This is a genomic window from Pseudomonas ogarae (genome assembly GCF_014268695.2).
Lineage (GTDB): Bacteria > Pseudomonadota > Gammaproteobacteria > Pseudomonadales > Pseudomonadaceae > Aquipseudomonas > Aquipseudomonas kilonensis.
In genome coordinates this window covers 5,633,495-5,648,977 of the sequence record NZ_CP077086.1, presented here as the reverse complement: position 1 = coordinate 5,648,977, position 15,483 = coordinate 5,633,495, and the positions used below count along the sequence as shown (strand labels likewise).

The window sequence follows — 15,483 nt, the reverse complement described above, 5'->3', positions numbered from 1 at the left end:
CGGCGATTATACGCACAAGTCACCTGGGAGACCGCGATGCTGGAAAGCGCTCGTTATGAATGTCCCTATTGCGGGGAGGAAGTTGAGACATCCGTGGACTTGTCCGGCGGCGACCAGACCTACATCGAGGACTGTCAGGTGTGTTGCCGGCCAATCACCTTTGTACTGCAGGTCCATGGTGAGGAATGGCATCTCGAGGTCTTCAGCGAAAACGACTGACGGGGGCGACACCGATGCAGCGAATCTACGAGCTGGAAAACCTGATGGAAGGCGAGTTGCTGCAAGGGATGCTCGCCAGTGAGGGCATCACGGCGCACCTGGTGGGGCGCGATCTGGTCGGTGGCGCGGGGGAATTGCCGATGTATGGATTGCTCGGGCTGGCGGTGGAAGACGACCAGGCGCAATACGCCCGAGAGTTGATCGCCGCGTACAATGTCGCACTGCCGTTGCCCGGCGATGAACCGGACAGCTATCCCGGCACGCTGGTCTGTTAGGCTGGCGGCCGTTTGTTCGATCAAGAGTCGTGTTGCCCCATGTGTGGACGTTATGCCCTGTTTCGCTGGAACCCCACCTTCGCGGCCTTGCCCGGCTTTCCCGCCGACCAGAAGGCTCAATGGAATATTTCGCCCAACGATTCGGTGTTGATCCTGCGGGCCGGTGCCGAGGGCCAGCGCGAACTGGCCCGGGCGCGCTGGGGCCTGACGCCGCCGTGGCTGACCGACCTGTCCCGCACGCCAGCACACGCCCGGGCCGAAACCGTCGCCGAGCAGCCGATGTTCCGCGAGGCCTTGCGCCTGCGCCGCTGCCTGCTGCCGGCCAATGGTTTCTATGAGTGGCGCGGCGGTACGCGCAAGCGTCCGTACTGGCTGACGCCGGGAGAGGGTTCATCGCTGTTTTTTGCCGCGATCTGGGAGGCGTATCCGGTACAGGAACAGGTGTGGCTGAGCACGGCGGTCATCACCCAGCCGGCAGCGGGCCAGCGCCGGCCGTTGATCCTGGACGAAGAAGGCCAGCGCCTGTGGCTCGACCCCGAGACACCGCTGCATGCCTTGCAAGGGCTGCTGGCAAGCGAGCCGGCGCCATTGCGCGAGCGGGTGTTGGCCAACATGGTCAATGATCCGAAACTCAATGGGCCGGAGTGCTTGACCCCGGCTTGAGTTTTGCGGCGCTTGTACCAGCCTCATCGCGAGCAGGCTCGCTCCCGCAATAGGCTGCGGGTGTTCACAAAAAATGTGTTCACCGCCTATCCCCTGTGGGAGCGAGCTTGCTCGCGATGGCGTCATGTCAGTCAACCTCGATGCTGGCTGATCTGCCGTCATCGCGAGCAAGCTCGCTCCCACAATAGATTTTGGGCGTTACTCGTGATGCGGTTCGCCCAGGAAGGTCAACGAGGTGAACACGCCGCGGGTGGCCACGTCCTTGTTGTCCTTGAGGGCAATTTCCATTTGCGCCGCGATCACATTCAAGCCTTCGTTGCGCACCAGCACCTTGGCCCGGCCTTCTGCGTCGGTTTCAGTCGATACGGTGTTCGGTGCGCTGCGGTAGTCGCCCACCAGTTTCACACCGGCCACCGGTTTGCCATCCAGCAGCACCCGTACCGGCAATGACTGGCCCGGGCCAACGGTCATCGGGTCGACTTCCGGCAGGATCACGAACTTGATCGGTGCCAGTGTCGGCAGTTTCGCCCCCGGCTCATAGATTGCCAGGCTGTACTTGAACGTGTGGGTCGACTCGATCGCCCCGGACACTTTGCTGCGGCCTTCGTTGATCCACTTCTTGTCGGCCGTTTGGGACCACATGCCGTTGTCCAGCGCCACGGCCAGCACCGCTGGCGGCTTGAGCGGTTGCAGGCGGGCGTGGTCCGGCAGGCGCTCTACCGTGACCGGGATCATCTTGCCGCCCAGGTCATAGGCCCAGGCGCCGCTGACTTTCTGCGCCTTGAAGGCATTGTCTTCGGCGCCGTGGCCGTAGATCACTTCGATGTTGCCGCGACGCTGTTCGGTCCACAGGCCATGGGCCGAGGCTTGTGTGGCCAAAAGCAGGCCGAGCAGGGCGAAGGTCTTGGGGTGTTTCATGCCGATTTTCCTTTTACAGAGCAAGGGTAAGACTGACGGTGAAGTTGCGCGGCTCGCCGGGGGTGACCCAGTAGTTGCTGTAGGAGCGCTCGTAGTATTTTTCGTCGAAGACGTTGTTCAGGTTCAGGCCCACGGTGACGTCATCGCTGGCCTTGTAATGGGCCAGCAGGTCCACGGTGTGATAAGCCGGGAGTTCGAAATCCTTGCCGGCTTCGCCCGAGCGATCGCCGACGTACGTGAACGCCGCGCCGACATCCGAACCGCGCAGGTGGCCATCCTGGAATTCGTAGACCCCCAGCAGGCTGGCGCTGTGTTTGGCGACGCCGAGGATCCGGCTGCCGGTGGGAATTTGCTCGTCACCCTTGGTCACTTCTGCATCGATGTAGGCATAGGCGCCGATTACCCGCACCGCGTCGGTCACCTGCCCGGTGAATTGCAGGTCGATGCCCTGGCTGCGGGCCTTACCCATGGCACTGTAGAAATCAGTCCCGGCGATCTGGGCCAGGACGTTTTCCTTTTCTATATGGAACGCCGCCAGGGTGGTACTCAGGCGGTCATCGAACAACTCGCTCTTGATCCCCACCTCATAGCCGACCCCTTCCTCGGGCTCGAAGGTTTTGCTGTCGGCATCCAGGCCGTTGTTGGGTTTGAACGATGTAGAGGCGTTGGCGAACAGGCCGACCTCGGGCGTCAACTGATACAACAGGCCAGCCCGTTGCGTGAACGCGTCATGACGCTGGTCGCTGGAGACCCCGGTGGTGTGATCGTCGATGCTCTGCTCGAAATGCTCATAGCGCACCCCGAGCATGCCCCGCAGCTTGTCGGTGAAGACGATCTGGTCCTGCAGGTTCAATGCGCGGCTTTGCACACGCTCGAAAAAATCCGTGCCGGTACGATCGCCATTGGGTTTCGGCTGGCCGTAGACCGGCTGATAGATGTCGATGGGGTAAGCGCCGGCGATGTTGGTCACGCGCTCGTTCTTGCGGTAATCCTCGTATTCGCTGCCGATCAGCAGTTCGTGCTGCCACGGGCCGAGGTCGAACAGACCACGCAATTCCAACTGGGTGATGCTGTCGTGCCAATTGTTGTCGCGCTCGCGATAGCGGCGGTTCACCGTGTGGCCGTCGGCATTCAGTGGTCGTGCTTCGGAGGCGAAGCCCCAGAGTTCACCCTGCTTGTAATGGCTGGCCAGGCGCAGCTGCCAGGTGTCGTTGAGCTGATGTTCGAGGGCGGCCTGGAGCATGTTGTTGTGATTGTCGATGTCGCCGTCGTTGGGCTCGCCCAAAAAGGTCGAGCGGGAAACGCCGCTCCAGCGATTGTTCGGGGCGACGATGCCTCGGTCGAACGTCGAGCTGTGGCGCACGATTTCGCTTTCCACCAGTAACCGGGTGTCAGGGTTCAATTGCCAACTGATAGAAGGCGCGACGAAGACGCGCTTACTGTCGACGTGATCGCGAAAGCTGTGATTATCCTCGACCGCCAGGTTGACCCGCGACAACAGGTTGCCTTCGGTGTCCAGTGGCGTGTTGACGTCCAGCGCGGTGCGGTAGCGATCCCAGCTGCCGGCGCTGGTTTGCAAGGTGGTGAAGGCTTCGGGCTGGGGTTTCTTGGTGACTATGTTCACCGTACCGCCGGGATCGCCCCGGCCATACAGGCTGGCTGCCGGCCCCTTGAGCACTTCGATGCGTTCGATGTTCGCCGCGTCCGGGGTACTCGGATAACCGCGGTTGGCGCTGAAGCCGTCCTTGTAGAACTCTGATGTGGTGAAGCCGCGCACGCTGTATTCGTAGAGCGTCAGGCCACCGAAATTGTTCTGCTTCGATACACCGCCGGCGTATTCCAATGCCCGTTCGACGTTGGTGCTGCCCAGGTCCTTGAGCACGCTGGCGGGAATCACGCTGATCGATTGCGGGATGTCGCGCAGGGCCGTGTCGGTTTTGGTAGCACTGGCAGAGCGCGTGGCGCGATAGCCTGTGACAGGCCCGGTGGCGGATTCGTAGTCGGACGTCACGGTGATGGCGTCCAGTTCCAGAGGCTGGACTTCTTCGGCGTAGGCGGGATCGGCGAGCAAGCCCAGGGCGAGACTGGCAACGGAAATCCGTTTCAGGGATGACATGTTATGTTGTTCCAATTTTTAGTATTGAAACAATATAACACTACTAATGAGAATTTATGCTATTCCTGATTCGCCAATCAAGCATTGTTTTTGTGGCGAGGAGGGCTTGCCGAATTGCAAGGCCCTCGATGGTATGGTGCGCTTATTGTTCTTCCTTGAGCACCACCGGCGCCGGCGGTGGGCGCAGGCCGATTTCAGCGGTGAGCTTGAGCTCCTTGCCGTTGCGCATGACCTGGATCGTCACCTTGTCGGTGGGCTTGATCCGCGCCACCTGGTTCATCGAGCGGCGGCCATCGCCGGCTGGCTCGCCATCGATGCTCAGGATCACATCGCCCAGTTGCAGGCCGGCCTTCTGCGCCGGGCCGTCGCGGAAAATCCCCGCCACCACGATGCCGGGCCGCCCGGACAAGCCGAACGACTCCGCCAGCTCCTGGGTCAGCGGCTGGACTTCAATGCCCAGCCAGCCGCGAATCACCTGGCCGTGTTCGATGATCGACTTCATCACCTCCATCGCCAGCTTCACCGGAATGGCGAAACCGATGCCCTGGCTGCCGCCGGACTTGGAGAAGATCGCCGTGTTGATCCCGGTCAGGTTGCCGTTGGCATCCACCAGCGCGCCGCCGGAGTTGCCGGGGTTGATCGCGGCGTCGGTCTGGATGAAATCCTCGTAGTTGTTCAGGCCCAACTGATTGCGCCCGGTGGCGCTGATGATGCCCATGGTCACGGTCTGGCCAACGCCGAACGGGTTGCCGATGGCCAGGGTCACGTCGCCGATGCGGATGCTGTCGGAGCGGCCGATGGTGATGGCCGGCAGGTTCTTGAGGTCGATCTTCAGTACCGCAAGGTCGGTTTCCGGGTCGCTGCCGATCACTCGGGCCAGGGTTTCACGACCGTCCTTGAGGGCCACCACGATCTGGTCGGCACCGCTGGTGACGTGGTTGTTGGTCAAAATATAACCTTCCGGGCTCATGATCACGCCCGATCCCAGGCTCGACTCCATGCGCTTCTGCTTGGGCGAGTTGTCGCCGAAGAAGCGCCGGAATTGCGGGTCTTCGAACAACGGATGGCTGGGTTTGTTGATGACCTTGGTGGTGTACAGGTTCACCACGGCTGGTGCGGCGGTGGTCACGGCGTCGGCATAGGACACCGGCCCCTGTTGCACCGCCTTGGTTTGCGGCGCCTGCTGCAAGTTGACGTCGAGGCTCGGCAGGCCAACCCATTCCGGGTAGCGCTGGATAATCAGTAGAGCGACAAGCACGCCGGCCAACAGCGGCCAGCCGGAAAAACGCAGCGCCTTGAGCATTAAGCACGTCCTACAAAGGTTGCAGGCGGTATGAGACCGCCCATAATGTCGCGCATTATACGAGGCCGCGCGCGCCTCTGAACGGGATATTTAGGAGTCTTTTCATGGCCGTAGCCCTGAACACCCTGGTTGAAGAAGCGGACCGTTACCTGGCCAGCAGCCGGATTGCCGATTACTGCCCCAACGGCCTGCAGGTCGAAGGTGCGCCCCAGGTGATGCGCATTGTCAGTGGCGTCACTGCCAGCCAGGCGTTGCTTGACGCTGCCGTCGAGGCCGAGGCCGACCTGGTGCTGGTGCATCACGGTTATTTCTGGAAGGGCGAAAACCCTTGCATCACCGGCATGAAACAGCGTCGCCTCAAGACGTTGCTCAAGCATGACATCAGCCTGTTGGCCTATCACTTGCCTTTGGACTTGCACCCTGAGGTGGGCAATAACGTGCAGTTGGCCCGCCAGTTGGACATCACCGTCGAGGGACCGCTGGATCCGGACAACCCCAAGATCGTCGGCCTGGTCGGCTCCCTGTCCGAAGCGATGACGGCGCGGGATTTTGCGCGCAAGGTCCAGGAAGTCATGGGGCGAGAGCCGTTGTTGATCGAAGGCGAGCAGATGATCCGCCGGGTCGGTTGGTGCACCGGTGGTGGCCAGGGCTATATCGATCAGGCGGTGCTGGCCGGCGTCGACCTGTACCTCAGCGGCGAGGCGTCGGAGCAGACGTTCCACAGCGCGCGGGAAAATGGCATCAGCTTCATCGCCGCCGGGCATCATGCCACCGAGCGCTATGGCGTCCAGGCGCTGGGCGACTACCTGGCGCGACGCTTCGCCCTGGAGCACATCTTCATCGATTGCCCGAATCCCATCTGACTAACGCTGAACCAAATGTGGAAGTGGGCCTGTGGGAGCAAAGCTTGCTCGCGATGACGTCGGCACATGCAACGCCGCTATCGCGAGCAAGCTTTGCTCCCACAGAGTTCACTGGCTCCCCCAGAACTCACCGCAATGCCCGAACCACTGGGCATATCCATATGCTGTTTCGATCTAGTTGGCGCCCTGATTAGAATAGGTCGCTGTGCTAGGATTCCCCGCTCGAACACGGCCCGCTGGCCGTTCATAAGAAAGTTTTCGTGAGTAGCCATGGTCGACAAACTGACGCATCTGAAACAGCTGGAGGCGGAAAGCATCCACATCATCCGCGAGGTGGCCGCCGAGTTCGATAACCCGGTGATGCTGTACTCCATCGGTAAAGACTCCGCCGTGATGCTTCACCTGGCACGCAAGGCGTTCTTCCCCGGCAAGCTGCCGTTTCCGGTGATGCACGTCGACACCCGCTGGAAATTCCAGGAAATGTACAAGTTCCGCGACCGCATGGTCGAGGAACTGGGCCTGGATTTGATCACCCATGTGAACCCGGACGGCGTGGCGCAGGGCATCAACCCATTCACCCACGGCAGTGCCAAGCACACCGACATCATGAAGACCGAAGGCCTCAAGCAGGCCTTGGACAAATATGGTTTCGACGCCGCGTTCGGCGGTGCCCGTCGCGATGAAGAGAAATCCCGCGCCAAGGAGCGCGTGTACTCGTTCCGCGACAGCAAGCACCGCTGGGACCCGAAGAACCAGCGCCCGGAGTTGTGGAACGTCTATAACGGCAAGGTCAACAAAGGCGAGTCGATCCGGGTATTCCCGCTGTCGAACTGGACCGAGCTGGACATCTGGCAGTACATCTACCTTGAAGGCATCCCGATCGTGCCGCTGTACTTTGCCGCCGAGCGTGAAGTGATCGAGAAGAACGGCACGCTGATCATGATCGACGACGAGCGCATCCTCGAGCACCTGTCCGACGAAGACAAAGCCCGTATCGTCAAGAAGAAAGTGCGTTTCCGTACCCTTGGCTGCTACCCGTTGACGGGCGCGGTGGAGTCCGAGGCCGAAAGCCTGACGGACATCATCCAGGAAATGCTCCTGACGCGAACTTCCGAGCGCCAGGGCCGGGTCATCGACCACGATGGCGCAGGCTCGATGGAAGATAAAAAACGTCAAGGTTATTTCTAAGGGGCTGTCATGTCGCATCAATCTGATTTGATCAGCGAGGACATCCTCGCCTACCTGGGCCAGCACGAGCGTAAAGAGCTGCTGCGCTTTTTGACCTGCGGTAACGTCGACGACGGCAAGAGCACCCTGATCGGGCGCCTGCTGCACGACTCCAAGATGATCTACGAAGATCACCTGGAAGCCATCACCCGCGATTCGAAGAAAGTCGGCACCACCGGCGACGATATCGACCTGGCGTTGCTGGTCGACGGCCTGCAGGCCGAGCGCGAGCAAGGCATCACCATCGATGTCGCCTACCGCTATTTCTCCACCGCCAAGCGTAAATTCATCATCGCCGATACCCCAGGCCATGAGCAGTACACCCGCAACATGGCCACCGGTGCCTCCACCTGTGACCTGGCGATCATCCTGGTGGACGCCCGCTACGGCGTGCAGACCCAGACCCGTCGCCACAGCTTCATTGCCTCGTTGCTGGGCATCAAGCACATCGTCGTGGCCATCAACAAGATGGACCTCAAGGACTTCGACCAGGGCGTGTTCGAGTCGATCAAGGCCGACTACCTGAAGTTCGCCGAAGGCTTGAAGATGAAGCCCACCACCATGCACTTCGTGCCGATGTCTGCCCTCAAGGGCGACAACGTGGTGAACAAGTCCGAGCGTTCGCCGTGGTACACCGGCCAGTCGCTGATGGAAATCCTCGAGACGGTGGAAGTGGCGGGCGACCGTAACTTCACCGACCTGCGTTTCCCGGTGCAGTACGTCAACCGTCCGAACCTGAACTTCCGCGGTTTCGCCGGCACCCTCGCCAGTGGCATCGTGCACAAGGGCGACGAAGTGGTGGTGCTGCCGTCGGGCAAGAGCAGCCGCGTGAAATCCATCGTCACCTTCGAAGGCGAGTTGGAGCATGCAGGTCCTGGCCAGGCTGTAACGCTGACCATGGAAGACGAAATCGACATCTCCCGTGGCGACTTGCTGGTGCATGCCGACAACGTGCCGCCGGTCACCGACAGCTTCGAAGCGATGCTGGTGTGGATGGCCGAAGAGCCGATGCTGCCGGGCAAGAAATACGACATCAAGCGTGCCACCAGCTACGTGCCGGGCTCGATTGCCAGCATCGTCAACAAGGTGGATGTGAACACCCTTGAAGAAGGTCCGGCCAGCGCGTTGCAGCTCAACGAAATCGGCCAGGTGAAGATCGCCCTGGATGCGCCGATCGCCCTGGACGGTTACGAGAGCAACCGCACCACTGGTGCGTTCATCGTCATCGATCGCCTGACCAACGGCACGGTCGGTGCCGGCATGATCGTCGCCCAGCCGCTGGCTCACGGCAGCAGCACGCACCACGGCAAACTGGCCCATGTGTCGGTGGAAGAACGCGCCCAGCGCTTCGGCCAACAACCGGCCACGGTCCTGTTCAGTGGCCTGTCGGGCGCTGGCAAAAGCACGCTGGCCTATGCGGTCGAGCGCAAGTTGTTCGACTCGGGCCGTGCGGTCTTTGTCCTCGATGGCCAGAACCTGCGCCATGACCTGAACAAGGGCTTGCCGCAGGATCGCGCCGGGCGTACCGAGAACTGGCGCCGGGCGGCTCATGTCGCCCGTCAGTTCAACGAAGCCGGCCTGCTGACCCTCGCCGCGTTTGTCGCCCCGGATGCCGAAGGCCGCGAACAGGCCAAGGCGCTGATCGGCAAGGAGCGTCTGCTGACGGTCTACGTCCAGGCCTCGCCAACGGTGTGTGCCCAGCGTGATCCGCAAGGGCTGTATGCCGCCGCTGGCGACAACATCCCGGGTGAGTCCTTCCCGTATGACGTACCACTGGATGCCGACCTGGTGATCGACACCCAGTCGCTGACCCTGGAAGAGAGCGTCAAGCAGGTGCTGGATCTGCTGCGCAAGCGTGGGGCGATCTAAGTCTCGCTGCTGTAAATAAAAAAGCCCGCGGATGAGTGATCATCCGCGGGCTTTTTCATTTCCAGAACAACTCGGTCAACTGTGGGAGCAACTGTCTTGGATGATTTATTTAGCCATCTTTTCCAGGGGCAGCGAGGCTCCCACAGCTCTGGGCTATGCAAGTCTGAAGGGGATTCCCATAATCACAATTCAGGCGATGCGGCCCTTCCACTCAGAACCATCCCGGATCATTGCGTTTAGACGTACCAACAAGACTCGCATACATGCGATGAGCGCAACCTTGGCGCATTTACCTTTCTCGCGCAGCGCCTTGTACCGCGCATTGAAGTCAGGCTGAAACCTGATTACAGACCAGCAGGCCATATACAGAGCGCGCCTGGCGGCGAACCTACCGCCACTGATGTAGCGTTTGCCTTTGTGCGTACCGCTGTCGTCGTTGTAGGGGGCGATACCTGCTAATGCAGCGATCTGATGCCGGCCAACCTCGCCGAGCTCTGGAAGATAGGCCATTACACTAGCCGCCGTAACGAGACCGATCCCCTTGACCGAGCGCAGACGAGTAACTTTTTCACGGTCCAGGCTTTCAGCGCTTTGATGGATCAATTTTTCTATCAGCTTAACGGCTTCACATAGATAGTCGATATGACTCTGCAACGCGGGCTTGACTGCCTCAGACGAGGCCGTTTTAAGTCTGCGCTTGTCGTCATCTCTCTGCTGAACAAAGTTTTCCCGTTGCTGGACCAGTGCGCGTAAGTCGTCCTGTTCGGCACTTGTGACCCGGCTGTTAGCAGATTTAATAACCGCTGCAAATTGTGCCAGGAGGCGCGCATCTATCGGGTCGGTTTTAGCTTGTTGTCCCATTGCTTTGGCAAAGTTCTTGGCACGGCAAGGGTTGATCCGAATGACCTCAAAGCCTGCAGCCTGAAGCGCTTTCATGACGTTTCGTTCGTAACCGCCTGTGGCTTCAAGCAACACGCGACCGACCTGATGGAGCAGTAGCCAACCAATTAATCCAGGAAAATCACCCTCGGCGTTAGGGCAACTCACCCCGACATCTAACAGATCAACCTGAACCTGAAGACTGTCTTTGGAAACATCAATACCTGCTGGATAGGAAAACATAGCCAAACCCTCTTACACTCAAGGTGAGAGCGCTCTGGCTTGGCCCACGCTTGTAACTGTTCGAGGTGGGCTCGTTCAACTGTTCGGGCTCAATGACCAGAGCGGAGAGGTGAGTGGCAGCATGGGCTCCCACACGTGCTTTAAGCACTTCGGGCGTTCAGCTTGCCGCCCACCGCTCTCACCTTCAGTCTAATCGCAGCGCAAGACACAAGCGGGCTGTGTGGGAGCAAAGCTTGCTCGCGATCCAGGCGCTCCCACAAGGGGATCAGTGCTGGCTGGGATACTCCCGATGCATCTGCTCAAGCAACGCATCCTTGTCCTGCCACAACTGGTTGATCCAGCCCTGGAACTCCAGGCGATACACGCCGTCCTGGTCGTAGTTCTTGCCAATGAACTGCGCTGGGATCTTCAGTTCCTGGAAATGCACCACCACCTCTCCAACGTTGCCGCAGAGCAAATCCCAATACCCCGGACGACCGCCCGGATAATGAATGGTCACGTTGATGATCGATTCCAGTTGCTCACCCATGGCATCCAGTACAAACGCGATGCCGCCGGCCTTGGGCTTGAGCAGGTAGCGAAACGGTGACTGCTGCTGGGCATGCTTGCTGTCGGTGAAGCGCGTGCCTTCGACGAAGTTGAAAATGCCCACAGGGTTGTCGCGAAACTTCGCGCAGGTCTTGCGGGTGGTTTCCAAGTCCTTGCCTTTCTTTTCCGGGTGTTTTTCCAGGTAAGCCTTGGAGTAGCGTTTCATGAACGGGAACCCCAGCGCCCACCAGGCCAGGCCGATCACCGGCACCCAGATCAGTTCCTGCTTGAGAAAGAACTTCAGCGGCCGGATGCGTCGGTTCAGCACGTACTGCAACACCATGATGTCGACCCAGCTCTGATGGTTGCTGGTGATCAGGTACGAATGCTGGTAGTCCAGGCCCTCCAGGCCGCTGAGGTGCCAGCGGGTACGACGCAGCAGGTTCATCCAGGCCTTGTTGTTGCTGATCCAGGCCTCGTGGATGTGCCCCATCAGCCAGTCGGTGAAGCGCTGGGCGGTGGGGAAGGGCAGCAACAGCTTGAAGATCGCCACGATGAACAGCGGCGTGCAGCAGGCGATGGTGTTCAGCGCCAACAGCAGCGAGGCAATGACGCCGCGCAAGGAGGCAGGCAAGAAGTCCAGCATTTAAATGTCCAAAGGTCGGTTGGCGGCTTGGATCGCGGTCAGGGCGATGGTGTACACGATGTCGTCGACCTGGGCGCCGCGGGGCAAGTCATTCACCGGTTTGCGCAAGCCTTGCAGCATCGGCCCGAGGCTGACGCAATCGGCGCTGCGCTGCACGGCCTTGTGGGTGGTGTTGCCGGTGTTGAGGTCCGGGAAGATGAACACCGTCGCCCGGCCGGCCACCTGGCTGTTGGGCGCCAATTGCCGTGCCACGGTTTCGTTGGCGGCGGCGTCGTATTGCAACGGACCATCGATCAACAGGCCGTGCTGGGCCTCGTGGGCCAGCAGGGTGGCTTCGCGAACTTTTTCCACCTCTTCGCCACTGGCCGATTCACCGCTGGAGTAGCTGAGCATCGCCACTCGCGGCGTGATGCCGAACGCGGCGGCCGAGTCGGCACTTTGCAGGGCTATTTCCGCCAGCTCCGCAGCGCTGGGGTGCGGGTTCATCACGCAGTCGCCGTAGACCAGCACTTCTTCGGGAAACAGCATGAAAAACACCGAGGACACCAGCGAGCATCCTGGCGCGGTCTTGATCAGTTGCAGGGCCGGGCGGATGGTGTTGGCGGTGGAATGGATGACGCCGGATACCAGCCCGTCCACTTCATCCAGGGCCAGCATCATGGTGCCGATGACCACGGTGTCTTCCAATTGCTGCTCGGCCATCGGCGCGTTCAGGCTCTTGCTCTTGCGCAACCTCACCATCGGTTCGACATAACGCTCGCGAATCGAATCCGGATCGAGAATCTCCAGCCCCGGTGGCAGTTCGATACCTTGGGCGCGGGCCACTGCCTCGACGTCGGCCGGTTTTGCCAGCAACACGCAGCGGGCAATGCCCCGGGCCTGGCAAATGGCGGCGGCCTGGACGGTCAACGGTTCGCTGCCTTCGGGCAGCACGATGCGTTTGTTGGCGGCCTGGGCGCGTTGGATCAACTGATAGCGGAACACCGCTGGCGACAGGCGCATTTCCCGTGGCGTGCCGCAGCGCTGGTGCAGCCATCTGGCGTCCAGGTGACTGGCGACAAAATCGGTGATGATCTCCGCACGTTCGCGGTCATCAATGGGGATTTCCTTGTTCAAACCGTTGAGCAGGTTGGCAGTGTCATAGGAGCCGGTGCTCACCGACAGCACCGGCAACCCCGCCTGCAAGGCGCCGCGACACAAATCCATGATGCGCGGGTCGGGCAGGGTGTCACTGGTCAACAGCAGGCCGGCCAGTGGCACGCCGTTGATCGCCGCCAGGCTCACGGCTAGGATGATGTCGTCACGATCGCCGGGGGTCACCACCAGCACGCCGGGTTTGAGCAGTTCCACGGTGTTGCGCATGGTGCGGGCGCAAATGATGATGTTGCTCATGCGCCGGGTTTCGTAGTCGCCGGCATTGAGCACCTGCGCGCCCATCAGGTCGGCCACGTCGCGGGTGCGCGGGGCGTTGAGTTCGGGGCGAAACGGGATGCAACCGAGCAGGCGGAAATCGCCGCTGCGCAGCAAGGGCGAGTGCTCCTTGAGCCGTGCGGAAAACGCCTCCATGCTTTCGTCGGTGCGGACCTTGTTCAGGATTACCCCGAGAACTTTCGGGTCCTTCGGCCCACCAAACAACTGCGCCTGCAACTCTACCCGGCCAGACAGTTCGGTCAGTACTTCGTTTTCCGGCGCCGACACCAGGATGACCTCGGCGTCCAGGCTCTTGGCCAGGTGCAGGTTGACCCGGGCGGCGTAGCTGGCGTTGCGGGTCGGGACCATGCCTTCGACGACCAGCACGTCCTTGCCGATGGCCGCTTGCTGGTAAAGGGTGATGATTTCTTCCAGCAGCTCATCGAGCTGGCCGTCGCCGAGCATGCGCTCGACATGCGCCAGGCCCAGGGGCTGCGGTGGCTTGAGGCCATGGGTGCGGGCCACCAGCTCGGTGGAACGTTCCGGCCCGGTGTCGCCGGGGTGAGGTTGGGCAATGGGTTTGAAAAAGCCGACTTTCAGCCCGGCCCGTTCAAGGGTACGCACCAGCCCGAGGCTGATGGAGGTCAGGCCCACACCAAAATCGGTGGGCGCGATAAAAAAAGTTTGCATGCGGATTCTCTAGGGGGGCCGATGGCGTGACCTATGACTGGTCATCTACCCACAATTCAGTTGCCAAGGTTATCGCTAACCGGGCCTTGAGCGCACCAGCCGCAATCAAAGGGCTGGCCTATTTTTTCAATACGTTGCGCCGGGTCCAGCACCCAGGCGCGGGACTGCCATGGCGGCTGGTGGCGCAGATGCTGGGTATGGCCACAGGACAGCTCGGCCACCCAGTGCCCGTCCTCGTCCTGATGGAAACCGGTGACCGTCGGTCTGTTCGAGCTAGCCCGTTTGTCCGGGTTCCGTTCGCTTTCGGGCAAATCCTTGTTTAGACTTGTCCGTTCTTCATTCTTATGCAAAAGGTCTCGCCCCATGCTGATCGCCGCCAATAAGGCTGTCTCCATCGACTATACCCTGACCAACGACGCTGGTGAGGTCATCGACAGCTCTGCCGGCGGCGCTCCGCTGGTCTACCTGCATGGCGCAGGCAACATCATCCAGGGCTTGGAAAAAGCCCTGGAAGGCAAAACGGTCGGTGACGACCTGAACGTTACCGTCGAGCCGGAAGACGCTTACGGTGAATACTCCGCCGAACTGGTCAGCACCCTGAGCCGCAGCATGTTCGAAGGCGTCGATGAGCTGGAAGTGGGCATGCAGTTCCACGCTTCTGCCCCCGATGGCCAGATGCAGATCGTCACCATCCGCGACCTGGAAGGCGACGACGTCACCGTTGACGGCAACCACCCGTTGGCCGGCCAGCGCTTGAACTTCAAGGTCAAGATCGTCGACATCCGTGACGCCAGCCAAGAAGAAATTGCCCATGGTCACGTCCATGGCGAAGGCGGCCATCACCACTGATTTGTGCGCTACGCTCAAATGACCAGTGAACTGGAAAGGCGCCATACGGCGCCTTTTTAGTCGGTTGCTGTTAGCATCAAGCATGGCTGTTTCGAAAAGATCCGCAAACCTGGAGTTCGTCATGAGTGCTTTCCACGACCTTAAACTCAAAGCCCTGGATGGTCAGGAGCTTGCTCTGGCGCCGTTCAAGGGGCAAGTCGTGCTGGTGGTCAACGTCGCCTCCAAATGTGGCCTGACGCCTCAATACGCGGCGCTGGAAAACCTCTATCAGCAATACAAGGCCAAGGGTTTCAGCGTGCTGGGCCTGCCTTGCAATCAGTTCGCCGGGCAAGAGCCGGGGACCGAGCAGGAAATCCAGGATTTTTGCAGCCTCAACTATGGCGTGACCTTCCCGCTGTCCAGCAAGCTGGACGTGAACGGTCATGAGCGTCACCAGTTGTACCGCCTGCTGGCGGGCGAGGGGGCCGAGTTTCCCGGGGACATTACCTGGAACTTCGAAAAATTCCTGCTCGGCAAGGACGGTCGGGTACTGGCGCGTTTCTCACCGCGTACGGCGCCGGATGATCCTGCCGTGATCCAGGCGATCGAAAAAGCGCTGGCTTGATCCCAAGAATTTGTAGCGATCCCTTTGTGGCGAGGGAGCTTGCTCCGCTGGGCTGCGAAGCGGCCCTGGCTTTTTTGCGGTTGCTGCGCAACCGAGCGGGAAGCTCCCTCGCCACAGGGGACGTGCTTGAGGCTACGGTACGCATCACTCCCTTTTGATCCTTAATCATTCAAATCAATAG

General features: G+C 60.5%; 15 protein-coding genes. 8 read left to right on the top strand and 7 right to left on the bottom strand.

Features of this window, described 5'->3' with window-relative positions; translation table 11 throughout:
• Positions 1 to 36 precede the first annotated feature (36 nt).
• The 3 genes from HU749_RS24905 to HU749_RS24895 are packed head-to-tail and all read left to right on the top strand — an operon-like array spanning position 37 to position 1,157.
• Positions 37 to 219 carry a CPXCG motif-containing cysteine-rich protein gene (locus HU749_RS24905; RefSeq protein ID WP_041476139.1) on the top strand — a complete coding sequence of 61 codons (183 nt, stop codon included), beginning with the start codon at positions 37 to 39 and terminating at the stop codon, positions 217 to 219.
• Positions 220 to 233: 14 nt separating this feature from the next.
• Complete coding sequence (locus HU749_RS24900; protein ID WP_046063545.1) at positions 234 to 494, top strand: putative signal transducing protein; 261 nt, start codon at positions 234 to 236, stop codon at positions 492 to 494.
• Positions 495 to 533: 39 nt separating this feature from the next.
• Positions 534 to 1,157: an SOS response-associated peptidase gene (locus HU749_RS24895; RefSeq protein ID WP_046063546.1), complete on the top strand. Its 624-nt coding sequence runs from the start codon at positions 534 to 536 to the stop codon at positions 1,155 to 1,157.
• 198 nt (positions 1,158 to 1,355) lie between these two features.
• Here HU749_RS24895 and HU749_RS24890 read toward each other — a convergent pair whose 3' ends face one another.
• The 3 genes from HU749_RS24890 to algW all read right to left on the bottom strand — a co-directional run bounded on the left by HU749_RS24890 (position 1,356) and on the right by algW (position 5,494).
• Complete coding sequence (locus HU749_RS24890) at positions 1,356 to 2,075, bottom strand: DUF4198 domain-containing protein (protein ID WP_186652095.1); 720 nt, start codon at positions 2,073 to 2,075, stop codon at positions 1,356 to 1,358.
• 13 nt (positions 2,076 to 2,088) lie between these two features.
• Positions 2,089 to 4,191 (bottom strand): TonB-dependent siderophore receptor, encoded by a 2,103-nt coding sequence (locus HU749_RS24885; RefSeq protein WP_095974501.1) that lies wholly within the window; start codon positions 4,189 to 4,191, stop codon positions 2,089 to 2,091.
• A gap of 142 nt (positions 4,192 to 4,333) precedes the next feature.
• Positions 4,334 to 5,494 carry a Do family serine endopeptidase AlgW gene (gene algW, locus HU749_RS24880; protein ID WP_014340162.1) on the bottom strand — a complete coding sequence of 387 codons (1,161 nt, stop codon included), beginning with the start codon at positions 5,492 to 5,494 and terminating at the stop codon, positions 4,334 to 4,336.
• A 104-nt stretch (positions 5,495 to 5,598) separates the two neighbouring features.
• Between algW and HU749_RS24875 the strand changes: the two genes are divergently transcribed.
• From HU749_RS24875 to cysN, 3 genes are all read left to right on the top strand, one after another.
• Complete coding sequence (locus HU749_RS24875) at positions 5,599 to 6,357, top strand: Nif3-like dinuclear metal center hexameric protein (RefSeq protein ID WP_046063549.1); 759 nt, start codon at positions 5,599 to 5,601, stop codon at positions 6,355 to 6,357.
• A gap of 270 nt (positions 6,358 to 6,627) precedes the next feature.
• The gene (cysD, locus tag HU749_RS24870; RefSeq protein WP_003178041.1) at positions 6,628 to 7,545 is read left to right on the top strand and encodes a sulfate adenylyltransferase subunit CysD; all 918 of its coding nucleotides are present in this window, start codon (positions 6,628 to 6,630) and stop codon (positions 7,543 to 7,545) included.
• Between the two features lie 9 nt (positions 7,546 to 7,554).
• Positions 7,555 to 9,453: a sulfate adenylyltransferase subunit CysN gene (gene cysN / locus HU749_RS24865; RefSeq protein ID WP_014340160.1), complete on the top strand. Its 1,899-nt coding sequence runs from the start codon at positions 7,555 to 7,557 to the stop codon at positions 9,451 to 9,453.
• Positions 9,454 to 9,642: 189 nt separating this feature from the next.
• On the opposite strand, the gene HU749_RS24860 is transcribed toward cysN, so the two are convergent.
• From HU749_RS24860 to HU749_RS24845, 4 genes are all read right to left on the bottom strand, one after another.
• A complete protein-coding gene (locus HU749_RS24860) occupies positions 9,643 to 10,575 on the bottom strand; it encodes an IS110 family transposase (protein WP_186652569.1) in 933 nt (310 codons plus the stop codon).
• 265 nt (positions 10,576 to 10,840) lie between these two features.
• Complete coding sequence (gene yihG / locus HU749_RS24855; RefSeq protein ID WP_186651863.1) at positions 10,841 to 11,749, bottom strand: 1-acylglycerol-3-phosphate O-acyltransferase, YihG family; 909 nt, start codon at positions 11,747 to 11,749, stop codon at positions 10,841 to 10,843.
• Positions 11,750 to 13,849, bottom strand: a complete 2,100-nt coding sequence (gene pta, locus HU749_RS24850; protein ID WP_046063552.1) for a phosphate acetyltransferase — start codon at positions 13,847 to 13,849, stop codon at positions 11,750 to 11,752.
• Between the two features lie 56 nt (positions 13,850 to 13,905).
• Entirely contained in the window at positions 13,906 to 14,244 is a 339-nt protein-coding gene (locus HU749_RS24845) for a DUF3565 domain-containing protein (RefSeq protein ID WP_186651861.1), read from the bottom strand.
• Between HU749_RS24845 and HU749_RS24840 the strand changes: the two genes are divergently transcribed.
• Both HU749_RS24840 and HU749_RS24835 read left to right on the top strand, forming a co-directional pair.
• A complete protein-coding gene (locus HU749_RS24840) occupies positions 14,213 to 14,698 on the top strand; it encodes an FKBP-type peptidyl-prolyl cis-trans isomerase (protein ID WP_003205467.1) in 486 nt (161 codons plus the stop codon). The two genes, HU749_RS24845 and HU749_RS24840, sit on opposite strands and share 32 nt — an antisense overlap.
• A 121-nt stretch (positions 14,699 to 14,819) precedes the next feature.
• A complete protein-coding gene (locus HU749_RS24835; protein WP_079302616.1) occupies positions 14,820 to 15,302 on the top strand; it encodes a glutathione peroxidase in 483 nt (160 codons plus the stop codon).
• The last annotated feature ends 181 nt before the right edge of the window (positions 15,303 to 15,483 follow it).

What these genes read in the sequence shown, in the direction of transcription:
- HU749_RS24900 (WP_046063545.1), top strand. Translation starts at nt 234, where the DNA reads ATGCAGCGAATCTACGAGCTGGAAAACCTGATGGAAGGCGAGTTGCTG.
- yihG (WP_186651863.1), bottom strand. Translation starts at nt 11,749, where the DNA reads ATGCTGGACTTCTTGCCTGCCTCCTTGCGCGGCGTCATTGCCTCGCTG.
- HU749_RS24845 (WP_186651861.1), bottom strand. Translation starts at nt 14,244, where the DNA reads ATGGAGACAGCCTTATTGGCGGCGATCAGCATGGGGCGAGACCTTTTG.
- HU749_RS24890 (WP_186652095.1), bottom strand. Translation starts at nt 2,075, where the DNA reads ATGAAACACCCCAAGACCTTCGCCCTGCTCGGCCTGCTTTTGGCCACA.
- HU749_RS24905 (WP_041476139.1), top strand. Translation starts at nt 37, where the DNA reads ATGCTGGAAAGCGCTCGTTATGAATGTCCCTATTGCGGGGAGGAAGTT.
- pta (WP_046063552.1), bottom strand. Translation starts at nt 13,849, where the DNA reads ATGCAAACTTTTTTTATCGCGCCCACCGATTTTGGTGTGGGCCTGACC.
- HU749_RS24840 (WP_003205467.1), top strand. Translation starts at nt 14,213, where the DNA reads ATGCTGATCGCCGCCAATAAGGCTGTCTCCATCGACTATACCCTGACC.
- cysN (WP_014340160.1), top strand. Translation starts at nt 7,555, where the DNA reads ATGTCGCATCAATCTGATTTGATCAGCGAGGACATCCTCGCCTACCTG.
- HU749_RS24860 (WP_186652569.1), bottom strand. Translation starts at nt 10,575, where the DNA reads ATGTTTTCCTATCCAGCAGGTATTGATGTTTCCAAAGACAGTCTTCAG.
- algW (WP_014340162.1), bottom strand. Translation starts at nt 5,494, where the DNA reads ATGCTCAAGGCGCTGCGTTTTTCCGGCTGGCCGCTGTTGGCCGGCGTG.
- HU749_RS24875 (WP_046063549.1), top strand. Translation starts at nt 5,599, where the DNA reads ATGGCCGTAGCCCTGAACACCCTGGTTGAAGAAGCGGACCGTTACCTG.
- HU749_RS24885 (WP_095974501.1), bottom strand. Translation starts at nt 4,191, where the DNA reads ATGTCATCCCTGAAACGGATTTCCGTTGCCAGTCTCGCCCTGGGCTTG.
- HU749_RS24895 (WP_046063546.1), top strand. Translation starts at nt 534, where the DNA reads ATGTGTGGACGTTATGCCCTGTTTCGCTGGAACCCCACCTTCGCGGCC.
- cysD (WP_003178041.1), top strand. Translation starts at nt 6,628, where the DNA reads ATGGTCGACAAACTGACGCATCTGAAACAGCTGGAGGCGGAAAGCATC.
- HU749_RS24835 (WP_079302616.1), top strand. Translation starts at nt 14,820, where the DNA reads ATGAGTGCTTTCCACGACCTTAAACTCAAAGCCCTGGATGGTCAGGAG.